Annotated in this window: 15 protein-coding genes; 3 read left to right on the top strand and 12 right to left on the bottom strand. The window is 65.4% G+C overall.

Features of this window, described 5'->3' with window-relative positions; genetic code table 11:
• Positions 1-16: 16 nt before the first annotated feature.
• The 12 genes from BVU17_11565 to BVU17_11510 form a co-directional block, all read right to left on the bottom strand.
• On the bottom strand, positions 17-1,102 hold the full coding sequence (locus BVU17_11565; protein ID AUG48129.1) for an oxidoreductase: 1,086 nt from the start codon (positions 1,100-1,102) through the stop codon (positions 17-19).
• 72 nt (positions 1,103-1,174) lie between these two features.
• Positions 1,175-2,353, bottom strand: a complete 1,179-nt coding sequence (locus BVU17_11560) for an RNA-binding protein (GenBank protein AUG48128.1) — start codon at positions 2,351-2,353, stop codon at positions 1,175-1,177.
• 49 nt (positions 2,354-2,402) lie between these two features.
• Positions 2,403-3,293 (bottom strand): NAD(P)-dependent oxidoreductase, encoded by an 891-nt coding sequence (locus tag BVU17_11555; protein ID AUG48127.1) that lies wholly within the window; start codon positions 3,291-3,293, stop codon positions 2,403-2,405.
• Positions 3,290-3,718, bottom strand: coding sequence for a hypothetical protein (locus BVU17_11550; protein AUG48126.1), 429 nt, complete (start codon positions 3,716-3,718; stop codon positions 3,290-3,292). The genes BVU17_11555 and BVU17_11550 overlap by 4 nt, the downstream gene beginning before the upstream one ends.
• Before the next feature lie 50 nt (positions 3,719-3,768).
• Complete coding sequence (locus tag BVU17_11545) at positions 3,769-6,771, bottom strand: hypothetical protein (protein AUG48125.1); 3,003 nt, start codon at positions 6,769-6,771, stop codon at positions 3,769-3,771.
• On the bottom strand, positions 6,759-7,619 hold the full coding sequence (locus BVU17_11540; GenBank protein ID AUG48124.1) for a hypothetical protein: 861 nt from the start codon (positions 7,617-7,619) through the stop codon (positions 6,759-6,761). Before BVU17_11540 ends, BVU17_11545 begins: the two co-directional genes overlap by 13 nt.
• Positions 7,620-7,627: 8 nt before the next feature.
• Positions 7,628-8,023 carry a hypothetical protein gene (locus tag BVU17_11535; protein ID AUG48123.1) on the bottom strand — a complete coding sequence of 132 codons (396 nt, stop codon included), beginning with the start codon at positions 8,021-8,023 and terminating at the stop codon, positions 7,628-7,630.
• Complete coding sequence (locus BVU17_11530) at positions 8,004-8,465, bottom strand: hypothetical protein (protein AUG48122.1); 462 nt, start codon at positions 8,463-8,465, stop codon at positions 8,004-8,006. Before BVU17_11530 ends, BVU17_11535 begins: the two co-directional genes overlap by 20 nt.
• A gap of 34 nt (positions 8,466-8,499) precedes the next feature.
• Entirely contained in the window at positions 8,500-10,245 is a 1,746-nt protein-coding gene (locus BVU17_11525; GenBank protein ID AUG48121.1) for a type II secretion system protein, read from the bottom strand.
• Positions 10,242-12,104, bottom strand: coding sequence for a type II secretion protein (locus BVU17_11520; GenBank protein AUG48120.1), 1,863 nt, complete (start codon positions 12,102-12,104; stop codon positions 10,242-10,244). The genes BVU17_11525 and BVU17_11520 overlap by 4 nt, the downstream gene beginning before the upstream one ends.
• Positions 12,097-12,570, bottom strand: coding sequence for a hypothetical protein (locus BVU17_11515; protein ID AUG48119.1), 474 nt, complete (start codon positions 12,568-12,570; stop codon positions 12,097-12,099). Before BVU17_11515 ends, BVU17_11520 begins: the two co-directional genes overlap by 8 nt.
• Entirely contained in the window at positions 12,567-13,067 is a 501-nt protein-coding gene (locus tag BVU17_11510; GenBank protein AUG48118.1) for a hypothetical protein, read from the bottom strand. The genes BVU17_11515 and BVU17_11510 overlap by 4 nt, the downstream gene beginning before the upstream one ends.
• A 398-nt stretch (positions 13,068-13,465) precedes the next feature.
• Between BVU17_11510 and BVU17_11505 the strand changes: the two genes are divergently transcribed.
• The 3 genes from BVU17_11505 to BVU17_11495 all read left to right on the top strand — a co-directional run bounded on the left by BVU17_11505 (position 13,466) and on the right by BVU17_11495 (position 17,861).
• A complete protein-coding gene (locus BVU17_11505) occupies positions 13,466-13,831 on the top strand; it encodes a hypothetical protein (protein ID AUG48117.1) in 366 nt (121 codons plus the stop codon).
• 84 nt (positions 13,832-13,915) lie between these two features.
• Positions 13,916-15,172: a DNA repair exonuclease gene (locus BVU17_11500; GenBank protein ID AUG48116.1), complete on the top strand. Its 1,257-nt coding sequence runs from the start codon at positions 13,916-13,918 to the stop codon at positions 15,170-15,172.
• Positions 15,173-15,185: 13 nt separating this feature from the next.
• Positions 15,186-17,861 (top strand): chromosome segregation protein, encoded by a 2,676-nt coding sequence (locus tag BVU17_11495; GenBank protein ID AUG48115.1) that lies wholly within the window; start codon positions 15,186-15,188, stop codon positions 17,859-17,861.
• Positions 17,862-17,876 lie beyond the last annotated feature (15 nt).

Below are 17,876 nucleotides of genomic sequence, written 5' to 3'. Positions count from 1 at the left end.
GAAAGAGCTCAGTTAGCTACTCGAAGACCGCGTCGAACGCGTCAGCACCGAGCGGCTCGTACCGACCGGCATCGACGTTCTCCCGGGCGTGTTCGACCGATCCCGTGCCGACCAGCGAGCAGGTCACGCCCGGCGCGCTGCGTGCGAAGTTGACAGCGCGCTGTGCGCTTGTTTCGCCTGCGAGTTTCGCCGCGACGTCGTCCGGGAGCTCCGCGGCCAGCTTGCCCTGCATGATGGATGCGCTGGTGAACACGTCCAGCCCGGCCTCGTGAGCGAACCACAGCGCCGACTGCAGCCCTTCCGCGCCGTTGTGGGACTCAACGGTGAACGCGTCGGCCATCGCGACGTTAAAGGGCAACTGAATCGCGCGGAGGTGCGTCGCCGCGTTGCCGATTGTCTCTGCCGCCGCGCGTGCACGCTCGACGACCTCAGGGAGCGAGAGATAGCTGTCGTGGTCGGTGGGTACGCGGAACCCCCCCCACGTCGCGACGCCGTAGTGTCTGATATCGCCGGCCGCCGCTCGTTCCTCCAGTTGCTCGAAGGTTGCTTCTAGCTGGTCGTACACTGCCTTTCGGGATGTCGCTTTTAGTTGTGTCTCCGGATTGTGAACGTAGTAGAGATCGATTGTATCCAGTCCAAGATTCGCCAGCGACCGGTCGACCTGGTCGTCGATGTAGTCAGGCGCAATGCAGTGCTGGCCGGCAACGAGGTCGTCGCGGTCGACGATGCCGGTGTCGAGGTACTCCGACCGGACGAACGCGCCGGGGTCGTCCGGCCGAGCCCCGTCGAAGGGGACGAAGCCGCCCTTGGTTGCGACGGCGACGGCCTCACGGTCCACGTCGGCGTCCGCGACGGCGTCGCCGACGACACGCTCGGAGCGCTGGTGGCGGTAGTTTATCGCCGTGTCGACGACATTGATGCCGGATTCGAGCGCCGTGACGATAGCGTCGTGGTAGCTCGCATCCCGCTCGTCGGTCGCGTCGCCCAGATACGTGCCGATGCCGATGCTGGAGACGACGCCGTCGCCGAACCGCCGATAAAAAGTACGCGCGAACTCGTCGTGGTCGTCCCGGTACGCCCAGGTCGCCTCCCGTGTAGCCATACCAGTCGTTGGTCGGGCAGTGACAAAAGGACAGAGATTCACTGGAACCGGCGGGTATGTTTCTGTCGCCCGTTACAGGTCGCCACTCATAGCGTCGAACACTCGTTCGCGGAAGTCTTCACGGGAGACTCCATCGCTGGGTCCGAGACCGGCCATGTGCTTGATCGGGACTTTCCCGCCGCCCATCCGCGCGTGGCCGCCCCCCTCGGCCATCGGGATATTGTCGACGACGGCCTCTATCGCCCGGCCGATGTGGACGCGGTCGTCCCGCGAGCGCCCGGCGATGCGCATGGTCCCTTCCTTCTCGCCGACGACGACGACTGCAGAGACACCCTCTAACGTCTCCAGCTCGTCGGCTGCCTGTGGAATCGCATCCGTGTTCGACACCTCGCCAACGTCGCTGAACGCGTACGGCGCGCGCACCTCTCGTTTCCCGATGGCCCGGGATTTCACGTCGAGCACTTCCGCGTCGACTTGGGGGTTTGCGATACGGTTGAGCAAATCGCTGTCCATCCCATCGTAGAGGAACGCAGCGGCCGCGAAGTCCTCGGACTCACACCCGTTTGTCAGCGACCGGGTATCTGACTGGATGCCGTACATCAGCCCCGTTGCCAGCGCACAGGGGATGGTTTCTGCCGGTGCCGCGTCGATATCGATACTCTCCCCCGTGTCGCTGAACTCGAACTCTAACTGATTGAAGTAGCTCGCGAAAATGGTCGCACAGGCCCCGTAGTCGGACCGGATGTCGGTGAACTCGTTGCCACTCCCGTTGCCGGGATGATGGTCGATGACGGCAACCGGCTCGACCTCCTCGGCCCCGGGGAAGCCGCGTGCCGTGTTGTGGTCGACGAGGACGACTGCCTCCCCGTTGATGTCGTTGACAGTCTCGATGTGGTCGAAGTCCAGATCCAACACCGTCTGGAAGGCCCGGTTCTCCGGACGGCGTATCTCCCCCGGGTACTGTAGCGACGCCGATGTCTCGGTGCCGGCGATGAGTTGGTTGACAGCCAGAGCAGAGGCCATCGCGTCTGGATCGGGATTCGGGTGCATCAACACCGTAATCCGGTCGTAGTGGGTCAACGTTCGACGCAGTCGTTCGCCGGGCGTTCGGTTGAGATACCGGTGTACCCAGATACCGGTACCGAGGAGGGCGAGAAGGACCACAGCGACACCAGCGATCAACAAAGGGTTCTCGCTAGCGAACGCCGCGGCGGCGTCAATCTGGAGTCCGCCGGCGGCAACGCGTGTCATACCACGACTTTCGCCAGCCTATCAGTAATAAAGTTCGCCCCTGATACAGCTAATATTGCCGGTATCCTCGGATAGCGTCGCGGTATCCCTCCCGGAACGTCGGGTACTTTAGGTCGTAGCCCAGTTCCCGTAGCCGTTCGTTCGAGCACCGCTTGCTCGTCTGAATACGACGCTTTGCGGTCTCCGAGAGGCTCTCGTCAGCCAGTCGTTCCTCGGTCGTCTGTTTCGGCGGGAACGGGACGTCGCACTGCTCGGCCAGCCAGTCGGCAAAAGCCCACTTCTTGACGGGTTCGTCGTCGACGACCAGTACAACTTCCTCGCGGTGCCCCTCTGTCAGCAGGTGGCGCACTGCACCGGCCGCGTCGGCCCGGTGGATCATGTTCAGGTAGCCCGCCGTCACTGGTCCCTCCAGATACCGCTCCAGTCGGTAGCGGTCTGGACCGTACAGGCCGGCGAAGCGGGCGACGGTTCCGTGGCCATCGTGTTCTACTGGGCGCTCACGAGCGACCCGCTCCGCCTCGGCCAGTACTTCGGTCTTCTCGGTCTGTGGGTCCAGTGGTGTGTCCTCGTCGACCCACGCGCCGTCGTGGTCGCCGTAGACACCGGTACTGGAGGTGTACACCAGTCGCTCGGGCGGGTCGGCCCGCGACCAGAAGTGGTCGATAGCTGTCCGGAGCCCCTCGACGTATACCTCGCGGGCCGCCTCGGCTCCCCGCCCGCCGGAGCTTGCGGCGAAGACAAGCCAGTCGGCGTCCGGCACCGCAGACAGCGACTCGGCGTCAGTTACGTCGGCCCGGACCGCCTCGAAACCGGCGTCTTCGATAGCCGAGATGCCGCTATCGGACCGGCGAACGCCCACGACCTCGTAGTCGTCGCGCAGTTGTCGACCGAGTTCGAGGCCGACGTAGCCACAGCCCAGAACGGCAACGCGCTTCGTCACCGCTGTTCCCCCTCGATGTGACTGTGCAGGAGTGCGTACTCCGCCAGTGTCACCGGGTAGCGGCCTTCGATTTTCTGCTGGATTTCCTTTGGCTCCAGTTCGTCGTCGATGCCGGAGGCCAGCGATTCCACGTCCATTACGGCTGTCGTCATCCCCATCAGGAGGATATCCTGGGCCTCGGCTTGCAGCGCGTCGGCGTCCGGCCGGTCCGGCCCGGTCGCCAGTACGGTGACCGCCTCACCGAGCGTCCGGTCGGCGATATCGCCGTCGGCGAACGCTGTCACCGTCGCCTGATCGAGACTGGTCTCGGCGACAATCTCCTCGACCCCGACTGTCTCGACTGTCTCGGCCAGCACGGTGCCGTAGGCCGCCAGTAACTCCTCGGGGGACTGCTCGCCCGCCTCCGGAAACTCGCCTCGAAGCATGGGAATCGGTATGGCCCCGGGGTATTTTACTTCGGTTATGCGGCCTGTGGTTAGGAGCCTGCGTCCGGCCACCCGCTGGATTCCTCCACGGCGTTGCCGTCCTTGTCACCGACTCCGCGCGGTTTGGGTGGCACGACGACGACAACGCCCGTCTCGGCTCGGAACGAGACACGGTCGGCGGTACCCAATCGCTCGCCTGTTCCGTCGTCGTCCACGTCGAGCGTGACGTTGTGCCCGTCGCGTGCGTAGGTCGTTCGCGCGCCGGGCGCGCTTGGCCGGCCGTGGCTCGCGGAGACGGCGAACCGTGCGTACTCGCCCTCGACAGTTACCCACCAGATGTTCGCTGTCGCGTACCAAGGGACAACTGGCGGTGCCAGCGGGAGACCCGCCGGAAGCCTGTCCGTCCCGAGCCGCTTCTGTGCGAACTGCTGGACCTTCCGCTCGCCAGCGTTCGCCAGAGCGCTACTCAGTTCGGTTTTCGCAACGGAGCGCACCGCCGAGGCCGTCCCGTTTGTCGACCCCAGCGTCGGTTTAGTTGCCGGTGCATCGACCGAGAGCAGCTGCAGGCGGAGGCGGTCGCGTTCGACCCGTGTGAGGGTCAGTCGCGCACTGGCGACACGGGCGACCCGTTCCTGTGCGGAGCCGTTGGTCAGAGCCAGCGCTCGGACCGCCGATGTGTCCCACTGCTCCATCGCGTCAGCGACGATGGCCTTGCTCTCGTCCTGTTCAGCCTCAGTGTGTTGGGAGACCGCCAGCCAGAGTGCCGTCGTCATTTCCGTGTTGGCCGCCCCGACCTCCCGCTGGAGTGCGTCACGCTCTGAAGCGAGCGTCGCGTTCGACTCCGATTTGAGGGTCTCGTTCGCGGCCGCGAGTGTGTTCGCCGCCATTGCGAGGCGTACCCTGTCACCGCCCTCGAACGCACCACCAACGACGGCATCGGCGGCGTCACCGTATGGGACTGTGAACACGTTTGCGTTCCGCGCCACCAGCGGATGTTCGCCCCCATCCAGCGCGCGATACCGACTCTCGTCTAGTTCGGTCAGCGTCAGATACGGTGTCTGCGTATCGACCCGTGTTCTGACGGGACCGGCCGGCCCGACCGGCACTGGCCGTGACCGCGGAACGGGCGTCTCACTCGCAGTTAATCCTTTTCGGAGGGCACGCAGCGATCCTTCGGTGCGTTTCGATAGCTGTGTATTTACTCGCTTCCGGTGACCGTTCCGCGCCGAGGCCTGCCTGTCCAACTCTGCCGACACCGCATTCAGATATGTCAGCCGGGCCGCGACGCGTGCCTTCTGTGCCGCGCTGTCGTAGGTTTCCGGCACGGCCGCCAGAGTGGCACGACGTTTCTCGACCCGCTCCCGGAGTTCCTCCGGGGGACTCGTCTCGAAGGTCCCGACGCGTCCGCGCTCGACGGTAACGGTCGTGTTGCGGACTGACGCCCGGAGCTCCATCAGGTCCCGATACACCCAGTCGTGCAGTTCTGGCGGTCGGTCGGCCGCCACTGTCGCCTCCGTCCGGCTCAGGCTATCGTCGACGACTCGTTCGGCCACTCCGTCCCGGCCCCCGGCGTGGTTGACGAGCGAGCCTATCGCCTTCGGCTCCACGTCGGCGAAGTTCGACCCGTTCAACGGACTTGCGCTGGCGTCGTGTGCGGTCCGAATCGAGCGGTTCGGTGCCCGTGAACGGCCGTGATGGCGGCCGACGACGGCGGCAGTCACGCGATAGCGCACGGTGCTTGACCTTGTTGTGCGCCGACGTACTGACCCGTTCTGCCAGACAGCTGTCCGGGTGTACTGGCGCTCGACAGTTCGACTGAACGTCTCCAAGGTATGCCAGCTGTCCGGCGTTGCGACGCGACCGCTAGCCTTCCCGACTGCCTCCGTAGCGGTGGTCGTCCGGTCGGCGACCAGTGTCCACCCGGTGCCCGGCGACGGCGGCATCTCCGGCGGGCCTCCGCCCAGTCGATGCTTGTCGGTTTCCAGCGCCACCTCGACGGTGTATGCGTCCTCAAGCGTCTCGTTGAGCGTCGACGGGTCAGTGACAGCCCGGAACGTGGTGTCTGCTGTCTCGTTGACGCCGACAGTCATCGATTCGGTCGGGCTCGGTCCTGTCGTGGACTTCGGATGCAGTGGTGTCTCGCTGACCGGCTTGTACTGGGCTTGGTCGAGCACCGCACTTGAGTGGGCCGTTCCCTTGCTACCCCGAACGATGTCTTCGATTCCCGTCATCGCTGTCGCCTCTGCTATGGCACGGCGACCGGCAGGGTCGCTCCGGCCGAAGGTCGACCGCTGGACGCCGAGCAGTGCGCCGTTCGTCGCCAGCGAGACGTGCCGGTTTGCCACGACGTTTTCGATGCCAGCGCCGCCGTACTGGGCATACCCTCTTGCCCATGCTATCGGGTACAGCCGGGCTGTCATTCGCTGGCTCAGCCCCGGCCTGCCTAGACCGTTGTTCAGACGCGTCTGGTAGGTCGACACCTGATCGTGGAGCATGAGCGCCTGCGTCGGGACGACGACGGTCGGCGAAACGCGCCGCGTCGAGACCACCGCTCCGTTGCGCCGAACTGTCAGAACGATATTCTCAACCGTCGCCCGCATCGCGGTCTTGTTCGGCCCGGCGCGTTCGACCGAGATGCGGTGTTTCGCCGCTCGGAGACCGCTCGCGTTAGCAACCGCCGGCAGACTGGCAGTCACGGTCACGTCACCGCTTCGGCCGGAGACACGCTCTAGTCGGTCCGCAACCCGGAGATAGGCACGGATTCTGAGCGAGTCCCGGAACGCAGTCGAATCGTTCAGAACCCGACCAGCAGGTGTGTCAGCGGGTGTGACAACCGGGCTCGCGGCCGCCTGTTGGCCAGCCGTCGAAACGCCGTCCCGCACGGCGACCTGGGTCTCCGCTATGGCCTGATTCAGCGCCCGTTCGACCCCCGTCTCGCTCGGGGCTGGCTCGGTGACGAACGTCGGGGCCAGCGTGAGGCTGCTCACCAGCAGGAGAACGCCGAGCAACGCGAACGGCACTCGGCCGCGGCTGTCGTCTCTCACGGCGACCACGTCCTGACAGTTACGCGGACACGGCTCACCCGAACGGCGCGGGCGGCGTCTGCCGGTGAGTCGTACCGCGACCGCATATCGGTTCGAAGCCGCGTGGCAAGCGCCGGGGTCAGGTCGCGGTTCATTTCGACCGTCGACTGTCGCTCAACGGCAACGCTCGTCCCCGTCAGACCAGCCATCCGCTCGTATCGCGCGGCCATCAGCACGGCCGACGGGTAGTCGCCACGGAGGGCGTAGCGTGACTGCGCCGGCGGGAACAGTCCGTCGACGACGCTTCGAGCCACGACCGTCGACACGCCATCGTAGCCGCCTGTATCCGCCGCTTCGCGGGCTGGCTCCGAGACGCTCTCCATCCCGCTCGGGACGGTCACTGTCGCCGCCCGAACGTCGACAGTATCCGGCGGCCGGTCGCCGACGCGGTACTCGCCTCTGACTGGCGCACCGGGATACGGTGTCCAGGTGACACAGACGGACGTTCGATGGCCGCGGCTGTGGAGCCTATCACGCGTCACCGCAGCGACTCGTGACTCGAAGTCTGTGCCGGCGCTCGATACCCGTTCGCCGTCCACGGTGACACCGCTCATCGCAGCCTCACCGAGTAGTCCTGCGACGGTCCCGTGACTCGTCCGTTGCCGCCGTGTCGCGTGGTCGGGCGGCCTGCCGTACTCTGACGGTGGGACGAGCAAATCGTACTCGACGCTTGCGGTACTCGTCGCCAGCGTCGACGCGTGGTCAGCTGCAGGGCTTGTGGTCGCCGCCGGCTTCTCGACGCTGACGCCGCTCACGAGGGTCCCTGCGGCCGCACCAACGAGCAGGAGGAATACTGTCACGTCGGCGACGGCACTCATCGCCCTGTTCATCGCCACACCCGAACCGTGAGCGTTCCGCGACGGACTGCCCCCGCTCCGACTCGCACGCTCACTGTTCTGGCTTCGATGTCAGCGCTGGTCGGTGGCTTTTGGCCACCGCTCCATCGCGCGCCGGTCGTCGCTGTGATGGTCGCGTTTCCGTGGTAGTTTTCTGGCACGCCCTCGAGCGCACCGTCGAGTTTTTCGGGCCGAACGACGCCAGCCGACGAGAGCCGCTGTTCCACAGTATCGGCGGTCGGCGTGGCGATATTTCGGTCGTCGTCAAGTGTGCTGAACGCGTCGTCTACCACACCGGCATACAGGGACACGCCAAACGTGACGGCGAAGACAGCGACAAGCGCGACCAGCGGTTCCGTCGTCGCTCTATCCGACGACCGTGACATCGGTTCCTCCCCAGGCGACGTGCCTGACAGTCACCCGGTCCGGAGCCGGTCGCCACCCGTCGTTCGCGGTCCGTGCCTGTCGGGTCGCTCGACTGAACGCGACCGGTGATTCGTACACGGCCTCCGGGCGCTCGCCGTTCACCACATTCTGTAGCCGGTCGGTCTGTGCCGGGACGGCCGTTCGAGTCAGTCGCGCGGTGGCTGACCCGCCGTCGTTGCGGAGACGGATTTCGCTGCCATCGAACGCCCACTCTGTAGCGACGAGTCGTCGATGTGCGACGGACCCGGGCGGGCTGGTCGTGACCTCATCGATAGTCGCCGCTGCCGCCGTCGCGTCCGGCGCTGCGGTCGTCGGGAGGCCGACGACGACACCAAGGACGGCCACGCTCACTGTTCCTAGGCCGACCCAGAGAGACAGCGTGTCGACGTGCGTCTCGAACATGGACCGTCTTGGCCGCGTTCTCCGGTTTAAACACTTAGACCAGCAGCCCGGTCGCGACGACGGCGGCGAGGAAGGTGGCCGTGGCCGAGAGGAGCGCCAGACCGGTTCGGTACCCAGCGAGCGCGCGGTCGAGGCCCCGATGCAACCCCGCCGATAGCATCGTCAGCAACACAGCCAGAACGAGCACGTACCAGCCGACAACCGGCCCCAGCAGCGCACTCGAAACGGTAGCGAACTGCTCGCCGCCGCCCATCGACCCGGCCAGCGCGACGGTCGCACCGCCAATAAGCGGACCGAACAGCGCAGCGGTGTTTGACAGCGTTTCGGTTATCTGTGCGAGGTCTCGGCGCGTCTCGCGCTCAATGGCCCGGAGCGCGTCGAGATGCTCGCCCATCGCCGTCACGGATGTTCCCGCCGGTGGCCCGATTGTCGCGGCCGTATCCAGCAGGATTGCCGCACGATGGGTGCGACGGCTCGGAACGTCAGCGAGCGCCCCGCCGGGACCCAGAAACGCTCCCTCGACGCTGGTCCCGAGGCATTCCTGACGCGCGACGGCGGCTTCGATGACGGCACTTGTCGGTGTGGGTGTCTCATCGACGGCCTCGACAAGCGCGGTTTCGACTGACTCGCCGCGACCCAGCCGTCGACCGACAGCCGATAGCACGTCCGGCAGGCCTGCTTCAACGTCGGTGACGTAGTCCCGGACCTCGGCGACGGGTCGGTAGTAGCTGACGAGCGCGCTCCCGACGCCGGCCCCGAGTGCCCCGATAGGAGACGCCCACGCAGCGACGAGCGCGCCGGCAAGGAGCCACCCCCCGATTCCGGCGCCGATTCCGACCACAACTGAGGGGAGTGCCGACGCCGGCACGTCCGGGTGGCTTCGCGGGATTGTTGCAGGCGGGAACGCGACCGGTCGCCGTCCTAAAAGCCAGCAACAGGCGACCAGCAGCGCGGCGGGCATGACGACGCCGTAGGTCCCAGCCAACACGGGAGCTGTCACTGGCACACCTGCGGCAGCGGCGGCGGGCAGCAGTGACGCCATCGCCAGCGGCAAGAGCACACCGAAGGCGTACAGGCCGGTCGCCGGTCCGCGAATCGAGGCCGCAAAGGCCGCCATCTCGTCGCGCGTCCCGTCGAGGATGCATCGCCGTGCACGTTCGAGGATCTCGGGCCGCTCCTCGGCCGGGGCCGCCGTCGCGTTCTCGACCAATCCGACTGCGCGTTCGAGCGCCGGGAACCGGTCGCTCCAAGCCGCCGCGAACGTTCCCAGACCGCTCCGTGGCGTGCCCGCGGCTCGCTGCCGATGGTGGTCCAGCCGTGTGGCGAGGAGCCCGCGTCCGGTTCGTCCGGCGAACGCCGCCGCCCGTTCGGCGCTTGGCCACAGTGTCACGCCGAGCACCAGCGTCGTGACAAGCGAGGGTGCGGCCCCCAGCGTTCGAATCCGCTTTGCTTTCGCGGCGAACGGCACGCCGTACCGTCCCAGCGCCGCAACGCTCAGAGACAGGGCGAGGAACCCGAGGCTGACGGTTGTCGCCAGCAGTCCGGTCACCGTCACAGCGACGAGCAGTGCGAGCAGGGAGCCACACACGGCAACGACGTAACTCGCCGCCAGCAGTGCCTCAGGCGGAGTCGTAACCGAGAGCAACTGACACGCTCGCCGGTAGTCGTCTGGTACCTCGACAGTGCCCAGGTAGGCCGCAACGACCGCGGTTGTGAGCGGTGCGGCTGGTGCCGTGCTCGCGCTGTCGCCGGAGTCGTCTGAACCGCTGGCGTAGCTCACGGCTGGGCCTCGTCTGTGGGCGGCTCGTTCCCGCGTGTCTCGACAGCCACCGACTCCTCGAATCGTTTGGTTCGCGCCTCGATAGTGTCGAGTACCTCGGCGTAGGACTCGTCGGGCGCGGCGATGGACTCCACCAGACGGCTGTTACCCCGCGTCAGGCGACCGGTAGCTGTCGCTGTCGGTCCGTCGCGTTCGTAGAGTGTCTCGAAAGATACACAATCGCCATGAGAGACGATTTCCGCGACAGATTCGATACCGCGGCCGTGCGCCGACGCGGGCGGAGCCAGCGTTATCACGAGGTCTGTCGCGGCGAACGACTGGACCGGGACGTCGAGGTCCGACACCAACCGTTCCCGAACGGCTTCGGGGCCGTTGCCGTGAATCGTCCCGAGGACGGCCCCGTCGCCGCCACCGACACGCATCGCCTCGTAGAGAACGCCGGCCTCCTCGCCGCGGACCTCTCCAACGGCGAGCGCGCCTTCGCCGAGTCGGAGCGCGGTCCGCAGGGCCTCTGTAGCATCTACTGATGGTCCGTCTCCGCTGGTGGTCCGAAGCGCCTGCACGTCCCGGCCGTCGGACTGCAACGACGACGCCGGAAGTTCGGGCGTGTCCTCGATCAGGATTGTCCGGACCTCGTGGGGAAGTTCCCAGAGCAACGCCCCGAGCGTTGTCGTCTTGCCCGCACCGCGGGGACCGGCGACGAGGCAGGCCCCGCCGCGCTCCACGGCGACGGAGAGCAGTCCGGCGACGGCGGCCGGCATCGTCCCATTGTCGACGAAGTCGGCCAACCGCCACACGTCGCTGTTGTGGGCGCGAAAGGCGAAGGCGAGGCCGTCACTGACCGGTTCACTCACACCGGCGACACGAATCTGCCGGTCAGCCACCGTCGCCGTTGCATCGAGCGTCGGGTTCGCTCGCGAGAACGCCCGGCCGCTCGACCGCCTGAATGTCGATGCAAGCGTGTCCGCACCTGAAGGCGTCAGCCGGACGTTCGTTCGCATCGTTTCACCGTTACAACGCACTCGGAGCCGGATGTCACTCACTGGGGCTGTGGCGAACACGTCGGACACCCGCTTATCGGCGAAGATATCTTCCAAGATCCCGAGCCCGCCCGTGTGCTTTTCGAGCACGGCACCGACCGCGGTTGCCGTCGTACTGTCACCGGCCACCGCGGCAGCTGCATCGTACGGGTGACAGCCGCCGTCGGTGGCAGCGGTCGCGACTCGCCTGTACGCTTCGACAAGCGTCTCCATCGTGTCTGGGTCGAACCGCTGTTCGCGGGGCTCGATATGATACACCGGCAGTTGGTCGCCGTGCGCGTCGTATCTCCGAACGATGGCATCTGTCGGGAGCGCCTGCTGGCCCCGGAGCGTCGCATCCGCCGGCGGCGCTGTCCCGACACGGGCGTCGCTAATCGTTGGCCCGGTGTAGGCAGTAAGCGCCTGTTCGCTGGTGTCGAAGCCCTCGGTGGCGACAGCCAATCCGGTCTCTGCCGCCAAGTCGGCGACCGGCCCCGCTCGGCCGATTGCCTCTGTCGCGGCAGCGACGGGGTCCCGTCGGGCACGGGCTGCGAGGCGGTCGTCCAGCGAGGCGACTCTGGTCGCGAACCGGCCTGCCGCGGCGAGTACCGCCGCCGCTCGGTCGACGTACACTCGCGCCTGTCCCGCTTGCGCTGTGACGACTGTCTCGATACCGGCCGACGAGAGCGAATCGACGACTGTCGCCCGGCAGTCAGCCGACGCGGCGAGGTCGCCGCCGCCCGGACACTCGTCGGCCGTCACCACCAGCCGCCCACTCTCGATAGTCGTTTCACAGCGACAGTCGGCCGCTGTCGATGACCCGAAGAGCCACTCACGCATGACTACGCCTCGCCGCGGCTTCGAACTTAAACCGATGGACCCGCAGCATCCGCTGGCCGTTTGACCGCGTCAGCACGAATACGAGCCGATGTGTGCCGGGTTCGTCGAGTCTGTCGGTCGCGGCTGTCGTTCGGATCGGAATGCTGACCAGCCGTTCGGTCTGTTTCCGGGACTCGACCGTCCAAGTCGCGACGCCGACACCGCCCCGATCCACGAACTGTAGCTGACTGACGCCGGCATTCGTGTAGGTCCCTGCGGGAATTCGTACCGATACTGTTCGCCGTGCGTCGCCGTTCGCTGTCGCGGCGTCGGTTTCGACTAGCCTCGTCAATTCGGTCCTCAGCCCGTCTACTTGACGCTCCATCGTGCCGCTGGCTGCGTCCGCTCGGGCTGTCGACAGTGCCGGGGCTGTTACACCGAGGAGTGCGGTCATGACCACGACGGCAAGGACCAGCCGGTATATCACAGCAGCGCGCGAATGCGGCTGACGACGCCCGAATCAGGCGTCTCGTCCCTGTCGTGGGTGCTGCTGTCAGTGATCGCGGAGAAGTCGGTCGCGGTGTCGGGCGCTGCATGGGTGCCGTCCGACGAACGTGGAGCAGTCTGTACTCCCTCGGTTCGATTCTGATCGCTCTCAGCCGCCTGTAGACTAGATGCCGACGGCGACGACAGTGCGTCGTTGAGTTGCTCCTCCAGTCGGTCAGTGGCCGCCAGCGCCGCATCGGCGCGCTGCTCGATATCCTCGTTGACCGTGCGAACATTCCCCACGTAGCCGCGGAGGGCCTGTGTAGCGGCTTCGAGTTCCGTCGTCCGCTCGTCGATGTCGGCGATACGCTGCTCAAGGGCGTCCACGCGCTTCTCCAACTCAGCGAGTTCCGTCACTTCCGGGAACTCCGTCGTTCCGTCTGTGACAGCGCGTTCGACCGTACGGAGCCGTTCGGCCAGCGTCTCGATATCTGTCATGCTCGGCGCTGGTCCCGTGCTATTATTTGAACGCTTGGACGGGGTCCTGCGGGAAACGCACCGGTCGCTGCCAGAAAACGTTCGCCCCGCCCTACCCGCCGAGGATGAACAGCGCGAGGATGACGGAGATGAGCAGGGTTGCCAGAATCAGCAGCGCGACGACTGTGATTGACGAAAGCGCCGTGTCGTCGGAGCGAAATTTGCACAGCGGCATGATAAAATACTATTATTTCGTTGTCAGCTAGCACTATCGCAGGACCGTTAGTTCTATCGAACGAATCACCTCACTATCTTGTACGCGTTCTCGATCAGTTCGGTTGGGCGATTGTCTCCACAGCGTCATTATCTGCCTCGGTACCGGTGAACATTTATATAGGATGCCGTGGCCACGCCACGCTATGGCCGATAGCGACCAGGTGAAAGCGGCACTCTCGGCGCTCGCTGCCGGTGAGGGCAACAGCGACGACAGGGGCCAAGCGACCCGAGCAGCCGACCGAGAGGGCGATAGTACCACAGCCCGGATGGCGACCGATGAGACGGGCGGTGACGCCGGCTACCAGACGGTCATCGAGCGAGCGTCTCGGGCAACCGACGATTTAGACAGAGCAGTCGCCTTCGTCGAGACGTTCGGCGTCGGCCAACTCCAAGCGGCCGTCGAACAGGCCGAACACGAAGTGAGCGGGCTGGCAGATGAGGGGCGGGCGGCTTTGCGAGCGTTCCGGCGGTACCGGGACGCCGCGGCGGGGCCAAACGATGGGTCGTAGTCACCGGGTCAATTACAGTCCTGTCGACCACTTTCACTCCGCTCACGATACCCCTTTAGGTGGCGCTGGCTTACAGGTGGGCAAATGACACGGGTGATACACACCGGCGATACCCACGTCGGATATCAGCAGTACAACGTCCCTGACCGACGGGACGACTTCCTTGATGCGTTCCGGCAGGTGGTCCGAGACGCCATCGGGGACGACGCTGACGCTGTCGTCCACGCCGGTGACCTGTTCCACGACCGCCGTCCGGCTTTGGCCGACATCATGGGCACGCTGAGCGTCCTCGAAGAACTCTCTGAAGCCAGTATCCCCTTCCTTGCTGTCGTAGGAAACCACGAGGCCAAGCGGGACGCCCAGTGGCTCGACCTGTACGAGTCACTCGGCCAGGCGACGCGGCTCAACGACGAGCCGACTGTCATCGGCGACACCGCCTTCTACGGCCTCGATTTCGTGCCACGCTCGCAACGCGACGACCTCGACTATGATTTTGCCGCCCACGACGCAGACAGCGCCGCGCTGGTCACCCACGGCCTGTTCCAGCCCTTCGAGTACGGCGACTGGGACGCCGAAGAAATTCTGACCGAATCGTCGGTCGAGTTCGACGCGATGTTGCTCGGTGACAACCACGACCCCGGCAAACAGCAGGTCGAAGATACCTGGGTCACCTACTGCGGGTCGACCGAGCGCGCGAGTGCGAGCGAACGCGAGGACCGCGGCTACAACATCGTCACCTTCGACGACGAAGTACGCATCACACGTCGCGGTCTCGACACCCGCGAGTTCGTCTTTGTCGACGTGGACCTCGGGCCCGAGGAAGGCGTCGAACGGGTCCGGAGCCGCGTCGGCCAGCACGACCTGGCGGACGCCGTCGTCATCGTCTCCATCAGCGGCGACGGCGACCCGGTTACTCCGGCCAGCGTCGAATCATTTGCACTTGACCGGGGTGCGCTCGTGGCTCGCGTCACCGACCACCGGGAAATCACGGCCGAGGAGCGAGAAACGGAGATCAGCTTCGCCGACCCTGACGACGCCGTCACCGAGCGCGTCCGCGAGCTCGGACTGAGCGAGGCCGCCCACGACATCGACGAGACGATACGCGCCTCGAAGGTCGCCGACGCGAACGTCAAGGACGAGGTCGAACGGCACGTCCGCGAACTGCTTTCCGAGGAGTCAGATGCCCTCGCAGCCGACACCGAGACGGCGGCGAGCGATGGCGCGTCCGACACCGACGCCACCGCGGGTGCAAACGAGGGCGAAGGCGACGACGGAGCACCAGCGAACGAAGCCGACGGCACAGACAGCGAGAGTCAAGCGAGCGTCGAGGAGTTCCTGTGATGGAGGGTCAACAATGAAATTCCAACGGGTCAAGCTATCCAATTTCAAGTGCTACGACGATGCCGACCTGCGACTGGACAACGGCGTGACCGTCATCCACGGACTCAATGGGAGCGGGAAGTCATCCCTACTTGAGGCCTGTTTCTTCGCGCTGTACGGCTCGAAGGCGCTGGACGAGAACCTCGGCGATGTGGTTACTATCGGGGCCGACGACTGCACTGTCGAATTGTGGTTTTCTCACGCCGGCGGCGACTATCACCTCACGCGCCGGGTCCGCGCGACCGGGGCGCAACCGACGACGGCGAAGTGTGTGCTCGAGACGCCCGAGGGGAACTACGAGGGGGCACGCGACGTGCGCCGACGCGTTACGGAGCTCCTACGGATGGACAGCGAGGCGTTCGTTAACTGCGCGTACGTCCGTCAGGGCGAGGTAAACAAGCTCATCAACGCCTCTCCCGGCGACCGACAAGATATGCTCGACGACCTCCTGCAACTGGGGAAACTGGAGGAGTACCGCGAGCGGGCCAGCGACGCCCGCGTCGGGGTCGGTCGCGTGCGCGATGACAAACAGGGGGCACTCTCACAACTCGACGAGCAGATACAGGAGAAAGAGTCGAAAGACCTCCACGAGCGCCTGAACAGCTTGGAAACAAAGGAATCGGAACTGCAGGACGAGATCGAGCACATTGAGGACCAGAAGGCCACTGCCGAGGAGACGCTCACGCAGGCCGAATCGGTCCTCGAAGAGTACGAGGAGAAACGCGAGGAACTGGCGGCGCTGGAAGACGACATCGAAGAACTGGAGACGACCATCACAGAGACGGAGACGGAACGAACCGACCTCAAAGAGCGCATCGGGGAGCTACAGGACCGCCGGGAATCGCTTCAGGAGCAACTCGCGGAAACGGTTTCCGAGACCGACCTCGACAGTTCGGAGCCGGACCCCGACACCGTCGATGCGCGACTCGAAGAGCGACAGTCTCGCGACGACGACCTGCAGGGCCGCATCGAGGACCAGCGCGTCGACGCAAAGGAACACAGCAGCACGGCTGATGCGCTCGCTGACAGCGCTGCCGACCTCGAATCCCGGGCCGAGGAGAAACGCAAAGAGGCCGACGAACTGGAAGCAGACATCGAAGCCGCGCGGGAGGCCATCGCCGAGCGCCGGGAGCAGATCAGCGACATCGACGACCAGATCGCTGCCCTCGAAGCCCGGTTCGAGAACGCGCCGACCGACCGCAACGGGGCGCAGTCGTACAAAGAATCTGTCGCCAGTGACCTCGAAGAGGCCCGACAGCAGGTGACCGAACTGGAGACGAAACTGGAGAGCGAGCGCGAGTCGCTCGCGGAGGCCGAGGCGCTGCTGGAGGCCGGCAAGTGCCCCGAGTGCGGGCAGGACGTGGCCGAGTCACCGCACGTCGACTCCATCGAGGACGACCGCGAGCGAATCGCGGAGCTGGAGTCGACGCTCGCAGACGCTCGCGAAGAAGTCGAAACACTGGAGTCGAAACACGAGACGGCGGCGGAGCTGGTCGAGACAGCGGACGAACTGGCGACGCTCGAAAACAACCGCTCGAACATCGTCCAACTCGTTGAGGAGAAGGCGAACGGGCTGGACGCGGATCAAGAGCGTATCGAAACCCTCCGAGAGGAAGCAGCGGACCACGAGTCCGAGGCCGAGACGAAACGTGAGAAAGCCGCCGAAGCCCGCGAGCAGGCGGAAGACTGCCGCTCGGTCGTCGCGGAGTGCAATCAGGAGCGCCAGCAGGTCAAGCAGTCGATTGAGCGTCTAGAGCGGGTCGAAGACCTGCTTGGGAAGATCGACGACTGCGACGACGACATCGAGCGCTTGCGGGAGAAGCGCAGTCAGCAGGCCGAACTAAACGACCAGCGCCGCGAACAGCTCGCGGAGAAGCGCGAGCGCAAGCAGGACCTGGCCGAATCGTTCGACGAAGAGCGAATTGATGAAGCCCGCAACGAGAAGCAACGCGCGGAACAGTACATCGAGCAGGCCGAAGAGGCGCTGGCGGAGAAACGCCAGAAGCGCGACGAACTACAAAACGCCATCGGCGGTGTCACGAACGAAATCGAGGAACTGGAGTCACTGCGGGACCGGCGCGAGAACCTCGAAGTGACCCTGGAGAAACTCGAAACGCTGTACGAGGAGACCGAGGAGCTACAGGAGATGTACGGCGCGCTTCGAGCGGAACTGCGCCAGCGCAATGTCGAAACCCTCGAACGGATGCTCAATCAGACGTTCGACTTGGTGTACCAGAACGACTCGTACTCACACATCGAGCTTGATGGACAGTACCAGCTGACGGTGTACCAGAAGGACGGCGAACCGCTGGAACCCGAACAGCTCTCCGGCGGCGAGCGCGCGCTGTTCAACCTCAGCCTGCGATGTGCTATCTATCGTCTGCTCGCGGAGGGTATCGAAGGAGCCGCACCGATGCCGCCGCTAATCCTCGACGAGCCGACGGTATTCCTTGATTCAGGCCACGTCACGCAACTGCTTGACCTTGTGGAGTACATGCGCGACGAGGTTGGCGTCGAACAGATTCTCGTGGTCAGTCACGACGAGGAACTCGTCGGTGCAGCGGACGACCTCGTCCGTGTCGAGAAGGACGCAACGACCAACCGCTCGCGGGTCGAGCAGGTCGAAGCGACGGTCGCGGAACTGGCCTGACCGCAGTCACGACGC

The sequence above is a fragment of the Haloarcula taiwanensis genome, assembly GCA_002844335.1.
GTDB lineage: Archaea > Halobacteriota > Halobacteria > Halobacteriales > Haloarculaceae > Haloarcula > Haloarcula taiwanensis.
The sequence above is the reverse complement of the archived record's forward strand: the minus strand, read 5'-3'. Positions and strand labels throughout refer to the sequence as shown.

What these genes read in the sequence shown, in the direction of transcription:
- BVU17_11565 (AUG48129.1), bottom strand. Translation starts at nt 1,102, where the DNA reads ATGGCTACACGGGAGGCGACCTGGGCGTACCGGGACGACCACGACGAG.
- BVU17_11560 (AUG48128.1), bottom strand. Translation starts at nt 2,353, where the DNA reads ATGACACGCGTTGCCGCCGGCGGACTCCAGATTGACGCCGCCGCGGCG.
- BVU17_11550 (AUG48126.1), bottom strand. Translation starts at nt 3,718, where the DNA reads ATGCTTCGAGGCGAGTTTCCGGAGGCGGGCGAGCAGTCCCCCGAGGAG.
- BVU17_11540 (AUG48124.1), bottom strand. Translation starts at nt 7,619, where the DNA reads ATGAGTGCCGTCGCCGACGTGACAGTATTCCTCCTGCTCGTTGGTGCG.
- BVU17_11535 (AUG48123.1), bottom strand. Translation starts at nt 8,023, where the DNA reads ATGTCACGGTCGTCGGATAGAGCGACGACGGAACCGCTGGTCGCGCTT.
- BVU17_11530 (AUG48122.1), bottom strand. Translation starts at nt 8,465, where the DNA reads ATGTTCGAGACGCACGTCGACACGCTGTCTCTCTGGGTCGGCCTAGGA.
- BVU17_11520 (AUG48120.1), bottom strand. Translation starts at nt 12,104, where the DNA reads ATGCGTGAGTGGCTCTTCGGGTCATCGACAGCGGCCGACTGTCGCTGT.
- BVU17_11510 (AUG48118.1), bottom strand. Translation starts at nt 13,067, where the DNA reads ATGACAGATATCGAGACGCTGGCCGAACGGCTCCGTACGGTCGAACGC.
- BVU17_11505 (AUG48117.1), top strand. Translation starts at nt 13,466, where the DNA reads ATGGCCGATAGCGACCAGGTGAAAGCGGCACTCTCGGCGCTCGCTGCC.
- BVU17_11500 (AUG48116.1), top strand. Translation starts at nt 13,916, where the DNA reads ATGACACGGGTGATACACACCGGCGATACCCACGTCGGATATCAGCAG.
- BVU17_11495 (AUG48115.1), top strand. Translation starts at nt 15,186, where the DNA reads ATGAAATTCCAACGGGTCAAGCTATCCAATTTCAAGTGCTACGACGAT.